This is a genomic window from Streptomyces sp. D2-8, assembly GCF_023184515.1.
Taxonomy (GTDB): Bacteria; Actinomycetota; Actinomycetes; order Streptomycetales; family Streptomycetaceae; genus Streptomyces.
On sequence record NZ_JAAHBP010000025.1, the window covers coordinates 158,176 to 164,731 of the forward strand.

At 71.0% G+C, this 6,556-nt stretch carries 8 protein-coding genes; 5 read left to right on the plus strand and 3 right to left on the minus strand.

Annotated elements, in window-relative coordinates:
* Positions 1–12 precede the first annotated feature (12 nt).
* The gene (locus G3I77_RS34575; RefSeq protein WP_248510231.1) at positions 13–591 is read right to left on the minus strand and encodes a TetR/AcrR family transcriptional regulator; all 579 of its coding nucleotides are present in this window, start codon (positions 589–591) and stop codon (positions 13–15) included.
* A gap of 72 nt (positions 592–663) precedes the next feature.
* Between G3I77_RS34575 and G3I77_RS34580 the strand changes: the two genes are divergently transcribed.
* From G3I77_RS34580 to proC, 5 genes are all read left to right on the plus strand, one after another.
* Positions 664–1,260: a dihydrofolate reductase family protein gene (locus G3I77_RS34580; RefSeq protein ID WP_248510233.1), complete on the plus strand. Its 597-nt coding sequence runs from the start codon at positions 664–666 to the stop codon at positions 1,258–1,260.
* Positions 1,261–1,408: 148 nt separating this feature from the next.
* Positions 1,409–2,233 (plus strand): class I SAM-dependent methyltransferase, encoded by an 825-nt coding sequence (locus G3I77_RS34585; RefSeq protein WP_248510241.1) that lies wholly within the window; start codon positions 1,409–1,411, stop codon positions 2,231–2,233.
* Between the two features lie 60 nt (positions 2,234–2,293).
* On the plus strand, positions 2,294–3,139 hold the full coding sequence (locus G3I77_RS34590; protein WP_248510243.1) for an ABC transporter ATP-binding protein: 846 nt from the start codon (positions 2,294–2,296) through the stop codon (positions 3,137–3,139).
* Positions 3,136–3,915 carry an ABC transporter permease gene (locus G3I77_RS34595; protein WP_248510245.1) on the plus strand — a complete coding sequence of 260 codons (780 nt, stop codon included), beginning with the start codon at positions 3,136–3,138 and terminating at the stop codon, positions 3,913–3,915. The genes G3I77_RS34590 and G3I77_RS34595 overlap by 4 nt, the downstream gene beginning before the upstream one ends.
* Positions 3,916–4,027: 112 nt before the next feature.
* Positions 4,028–4,840 (plus strand): pyrroline-5-carboxylate reductase, encoded by an 813-nt coding sequence (proC, locus tag G3I77_RS34600; protein WP_248510247.1) that lies wholly within the window; start codon positions 4,028–4,030, stop codon positions 4,838–4,840.
* Positions 4,841–4,885: 45 nt separating this feature from the next.
* On the opposite strand, the gene trpS is transcribed toward proC, so the two are convergent.
* On the minus strand, positions 4,886–5,923 hold the full coding sequence (gene trpS, locus G3I77_RS34605) for a tryptophan--tRNA ligase (protein WP_248510249.1): 1,038 nt from the start codon (positions 5,921–5,923) through the stop codon (positions 4,886–4,888).
* A 430-nt stretch (positions 5,924–6,353) separates the two neighbouring features.
* The coding region (locus G3I77_RS34610; RefSeq protein ID WP_248510251.1) for a hypothetical protein at positions 6,354–6,556 on the minus strand (203 nt) is incomplete at its 5' end.

Sequence of the window (6,556 nt, forward strand, 5' to 3'; positions counted from 1 at the left end):
TGCCCCGGCCGCCTACCGCGCCGCCACGATGCGCTCGACCGCCGCCGTCACCAGTTGTTCGCGCTCCGCCTCGGTGAAGACGTCCGGCAGGGTGAGCTGTTCGACGATCAGCCAGTTCAGGGTCAGCATGAGCAGCTTGACGGCCATGGCGTCGCCGGGGAGCCCGGACGCTTCGTGGTAGGCGACGTTGGCGTCGACATCGGCGCGGACCCGCTCGGTGAGGACCTTGCGCAGTTCGGGGCGGCGGGTGGCCTCCAGGCGCAGTTCGAGCAGGGCGAGGTAGCCGGTGCGGAACGCGGCGACGCGGCCGACCAGTTCCCGCATCAGTACCGCGTAGGTCTCCCGGTCGCGGCCGGCCGCCTGCTGGCGCGCGATCGTCGCGTCGTCGGGCTGGAGCCGCTCATACACACGGGCGCCGGCCTGGGTGAGCAGGTCGTCCCGGCTGGCGAAGTAGTTGGACGCGGTCCCGGTCGGCACGGCGGCCTCGACATCCACCGCCCGGAACGTCAGACCCCGTGCACCCTCCCTGGCCAGCACCTCGATCGCCGCATCGACGAGGGCGGCGCGCCGCTGGTTGTTCCGTCGCACCATTGACACCACTCCAGTCGTAGTACTAACTTCCGGACCACTTCAAGGAGAGTACTACGAATGGAGTTATCGAGGATGCGAAAGCTCGTCTACTACATCGCCGTCACGCTCGACGGCCGCATCGCGGGCCCCGGCGGCGAGTACGACTTATTCCCCGCCGGTGACGAAGAGCAGGGCGCCGCCTACAGCACCTGGGTCAACTCCCTGTACCCCGAGACCGCCCCGACCGCCTACCGCGCCGCCGCCGGCCTCACCGACGCACCCCACCGGTATTTCGACACCGTCGTCATGGGCCACGGCACCTACCGCGACCCCCTCGGCAGCGGGATCACCAGCCCCTACGCGCACCTGCGCCAGTACGTGGTCTCCAGCACGCTCGAGCCCGACGTCGACCCGGCCGTCACCGTCGTTCCGGGCGACCCGTTCGCCCTCGTCCGCGCACTCAAGCGGGAGGAGAACGCCGGCTTGAACGTCTGGCTCTGCGGCGGCGGCAAGCTCGCCGGTGCCCTCCTGCCCGAGATCGACGAACTGGTCGTCAAGCACTACCCGGTGGTCGCCGGCGCCGGCATCCCGGCCTTCGACGGCGCCTTCGACCCCACCGTCTTCGACGTCGCCGAGCGCACCGCCTTCCCCCACGGCGTCACCCTCACGCGCCTCACCGCCCGCCGCTAGGTCACGTGAACAACCTCCGCTGCCCGCACGAAGAGCGCCGACGGCAGACGACCGAAACGGCCCGGCCGCCCGCCGAGCCGCCGCCGCGCCAACTCCCGCCGCTCTCACCGAAATCTCACCGCACCCCACCCACGGCCACCATGACCGTATGACCCCACCTCCCTCCGCCCGCCACCCCCTCGGAGCCGACCGCACCCCCGAACCAACTGCCGAGCCCACCCGATCCGCCCGAGCCCACTCCTTCAACGCCGCCGCAGCCCAGTACGCGGCCAACCGCCCCTCCTACCCCCCGGCCCTCTTCGACGCGATAGAAGACCTGACCGTCCGGCCCCTCTCCGGCGCCCGCGTCGCCGACATCGGCGCCGGCACGGGCATCGCCACCGCCCTCCTCCACGCACGAGGAGCGAACGTCATCGCCGTGGAACCCGGTGACGGCATGGCGGCCCAGTTCCGCCGCGCCCTCCCCGGCATCCCGGTCATCCGCGGCACCGGAGACGACCTCCCCCTCACCGACGCCTCCGTCGACCTCGTCACCTACGCCCAGGCCTGGCACTGGACCGACCCCGCCCGCGCCGTCCCGGAGGCCCTGCGCGTCCTGCGTCCCGGCGGCGCCCTCGCCCTCTGGTGGAACACCGACGCCCTCGACGTCCCCTGGATCGCCGAGGCCGCAGCCCGCACCGAACGCCATTTCGGCATCGACGTCTCCGCGGAGAAGCGCAACGTCAACGCCCGCGCCGCCGACCCCACCGGCCTGCTCGACTTCACCCGCCGCACCGTCCGCTGGAGCCGCTGCGTCCCGGTCGACACCCACCTGGCCAACATCGGCAGCCACTCGGTCTTCCTCGTGCACGGCGCGGAACACGCCGCACCGTTCCTGGCCGAGGAACGCGAGCACCTCCTCCGGACCTTCCCGGACGGCGTCGTGGAGGAGGTCTACGAGGTCGTCCTCCTCCTTGCCGAGGCCCCGGCCTGACGCACACCCGCTCGGCGAAGCCGCTTGACGCGTCCCGCCCCCGGGAGCATTATTCATCACATGATGAATAATGCTCCCGGCTCGCCACGCCCCGGCCCGGCACCCACCCCCGGCCCGTCCCCGGACACCACAGCCGTCCACGCCGAGAACCTCACCGTCGTCCGCGGCCCCCGCACGGTCCTGCGCAACCTCGCCTTCACCGTCCCCCGAGGCCAGATCACCGGCCTCCTCGGCCCCTCCGGCTGCGGCAAGTCGACCCTCATGCGCGCCCTCGTCGGCACCCAGGCCAAAGTCACCGGCACCCTCGACGTCCTCGGCCACCCCGCCGGCCACCCCACCCTGCGCACCCGCATCGGCTACGTCACCCAGGCCCCGTCCGTCTACGACGACCTGACCGTCCGCCAGAACCTCGACTACTTCGCCGCGATCCTCGACCCCGGCCGCTCCGCAGCCGACCGCCGCGACGACAACGTCACCCGCGCCATCGCCGACGTAGACCTCACCACCCACGCCGACGCCCTCGCCGGCAACCTCTCCGGGGGCCAGCGCAGCCGCGTCTCCCTGGCCGTCGCCCTCCTCGGCGCCCCCGAGCTCCTGGTCCTCGACGAACCGACCGTCGGCCTCGACCCGGTCCTGCGCCGCGACCTGTGGAACCTCTTCCACGACATCGCGACCGGCCGCGGCGCCACCCTCCTCGTCTCCTCCCACGTCATGGACGAGGCCGAGCGCTGCCACCGCCTCCTCCTCATGCGCGAGGGCGAACTCCTCGCCGACGACACCCCCGACGCCCTGCGCACCCGCACCGGCGCCGACACGGTCGAGGAGGCCTTCCTGCACCTCGTGGACGAGGCAAAAGCAGCAGCCCGCACGAAGGACACGACGGACACGACGGAGACGACCCGATGACCAGCACCCCGACCAGGACGGTCACCCCACCGAGGGCCCTGAACGCCTCCCGCACCACCGCCACCGCGGCCCGGGTCCTGCGCCAGCTCACCCACGACCCCCGCACCATCGCGCTGATGATCCTCGTCCCCTGCGTGATGCTGTTCCTGCTGCGCTACGTCTTCGACGGCAGCCCGCGCACCTTCGACAACATCGGCGCGTCCCTCCTGGGGATCTTCCCGCTGATCACGATGTTCCTGGTGACGTCCATCGCCACCCTGCGCGAACGCACCTCGGGCACCCTCGAACGCCTCCTCGCCATGCCCCTCGGCAAAGGCGACCTGATCGCCGGCTACGCCCTCGCCTTCGGCACCCTCGCGATCATCCAGTCCGCCCTGGCCACGGGCCTCGCGCTCTGGTTCCTCGGCCTCGACGTCACCGGCAGCCCCTGGCTCCTCCTCCTGGTGGCCCTCCTCGACGCCCTCCTCGGCACGGCCCTCGGCCTCTTCGTCTCGGCCTTCGCGGCCTCGGAGTTCCAGGCGGTCCAGTTCATGCCGGCGGTGATCTTCCCCCAGCTCCTCCTGTGCGGCCTGTTCACCCCGCGCGACAACATGCACCCCGCCTTGGAGGCCATCTCCGACGTCCTCCCCATGTCCTACGCCGTCGACGGCATGAACGAGGTCCTCCGCCACACGGACATGACCGCCGCGTTCGTCCGCGACGTCCTGATCGTCGCGGGCTGCGCACTCCTGGTCCTGGCCCTGGGCGCAGCGACCCTCAGGCGCCGGACGGCCTAGACCGCCCGGCCAAGGCGCCCACATTCCGCCCACCGGACATCACCCCCGCCCGCCACCCCCGGGTGCGAGGATGAACACGGACGACGCGCAACCCTCGGAGGGCACCTCAGCCATGACCCAGAAAGTCGCAGTCCTCGGCACCGGCAAGATCGGCGAAGCCCTGCTCAGCGGAATGATCCGCGCCGGCTGGACCCCGTCCGACCTCCTGGTCACGGCCCGCCGCCAGGAACGAGCCGAGGAACTCCGCGCCCGCTACGGCGTCACCCCGGTCACCAACCCCGAGGCCGCCAAGACCGCCGACACCCTGATCCTCACGGTCAAACCGCAGGACATGGGCACCCTCCTCGACGAGCTGGCCCCCCACGTCCCCGCCGACCGCCTGGTCATCAGCGGCGCCGCCGGCATCCCCACGGCCTACTTCGAGGAGCGTCTCGCCCCCAACACGCCGGTAGTCCGCGTCATGACGAACACCCCCGCCCTGGTCGACGAGGCAATGTCCGTCATCTCCGCCGGCACCCACGCCACCGCCGCCCACCTCGCCCACACCGAGGAGATCTTCGGCGCCGTCGGCAAGACGCTCCGCGTCCCCGAGTCCCAGCAGGACGCCTGCACCGCCCTCTCCGGCTCCGGCCCGGCCTACTTCTTCTACCTGGTCGAAGCCATGACCGACGCCGGCATCCTCCTCGGCCTGCCCCGCGACAAGGCCCACGACCTGATCGTCCAGTCCGCCATCGGCGCCGCGACGATGCTCCGCGACAGCGGCGAACACCCGGTCAAGCTCCGCGAGAACGTCACGTCTCCGGCCGGCACGACGATCAACGCCATCCGCGAACTCGAGAACCACGGTGTACGGGCCGCCCTCATCGCCGCCCTGGAAGCCGCCCGCGACCGCAGCCGCGCCCTGGCCTCCGGCAACAACGGCTGACCCACCGGGGGCGGGTCCGTCACCCGCCCCCGCGGCCGCGTCACCTCACACCGCCGCCACGGCCCCGGCACCGTCCGCCGCCTCCGCCACGGCCGGCAGCAGCCCGATCGCCCGATACGCGGCATCCACCGTCGGCCGGGCCATCCCCCGGGCCCGCTCCGCTCCGGCCCGCAGCACCCCCTCCACATAGCCGGGATCCGCGCACAACTCCTTGTGCCTCTCCTGCAGCGGCCGGAGCACCTCGACCACCGCCTCGGCCGTGTCCTTCTTCAAGGCGCCGTACGACGCATACGCGGCACTCAACCCCTCGGGTTCGCCACCCGTGCACGCCGAGAGGATCTCCAGCAGGTTGGCGAGCCCCGGCCGGGCCTCCCGGTCGTACACGACCTCCCGCCCGCTGTCGGTCACGGCCCGCATGACCTTCTTGCGCACCACGTCCGGCTCGTCCAGCAGATAGACGATCCCCGGCCCGACGTCGTCGCTCTTGCCCATCTTCGACGCCGGATCCTGCAGGTTCATCACCCGCGCCGCCACCCCCGGCCGCGTGGCCCGCGGCACCACGAACGTATGCCCGTACCGCTGGTTGAACCGCACGGCCAGATCCCGCGTCAGCTCCACGTGCTGCACCTGGTCGTCCCCCACCGGCACCTCGTCGGCCCCGTACGCCAGGATGTCCGCCGCCATGAGCACCGGATACGTCAGCAGCGACAGCCGCACACTCCCGCCCCGCCGCTGCTCCCGCGCGGCCTTCTCCTTGTACTGGATCATCCGCCGCATCTCACCGTCGGTGGCCACGCACTCCAGCACGTAGGACAGCCGGGCGTGCTCGTCCACATGGCTCTGCACGAACACCGTGCAGAGCTCCGGATCCAGCCCGGCCGCCAGCAGCAACGTCGCCGACTGCCGGCTCAGCCTGCGCACCCGCGCGGGATCGTGGTCCACGGTCAGGGCATGGAGATCGACGACGCAGAACAAGGCGTCCGCCTCGTGCTGGTCGACCGCGGCCCACCGCCGCATGGCCCCCAGGTAGTTCCCCAGCGTCAGATGCCCCGTCGGCTTGACCCCGCTGAAGACCCGTGTCATCTCTCCTCCACCTCCTGGTCGGGACCGCCGCTCCGGGCGGCCGTCCCTCCGTGGTTCCGGGAGGGAGAAACGAAAACGGCCGCCGAAGCGGCGGCCGTTGAGTGCATACGTGAGGACGGCCGCCGTCAGGCGGCCCACCACAGCTGGGTGCACGTACGCGTCGTCATGCGGGCCACAGTACGCCCCCGTAGTGCCGTCCACCTCTGAGTTGACACGCCCAGACCCCGATCCGTAGTGTGCTCCGAGTTGCCCGACGTGAGCGCCGACCCCGGTCGGTCCCCGGGCAGCCAATCCGCAGGTACCCACCACTATTCGACGTGCAGTACATCTGTCGTCGCTTCGTTGGCATGTGTATTTACGGAATGAGGAATCCCCGTTCGAAAGGACGCGGCCCCCGATTGGCTCGGGAGCCGGGGAATCCGCTAAAGTCTCACTCGTCGGAACGGCCCAACAGCCGCGAAGACAAACCCCGCTGACCGGGGATCAGGCCCGAAAGGATCTGATAGAGTCGGAACCGCCGGAAAGGGAAACGCGGAAGCGGGAACCTGGAAAGCACCGAGGAAATCGGATCGGAAAGATCTGATAGAGTCGGAAACGCAAGACCGAAGGGAAGCGCCCGGAGGAAAGCCCGAG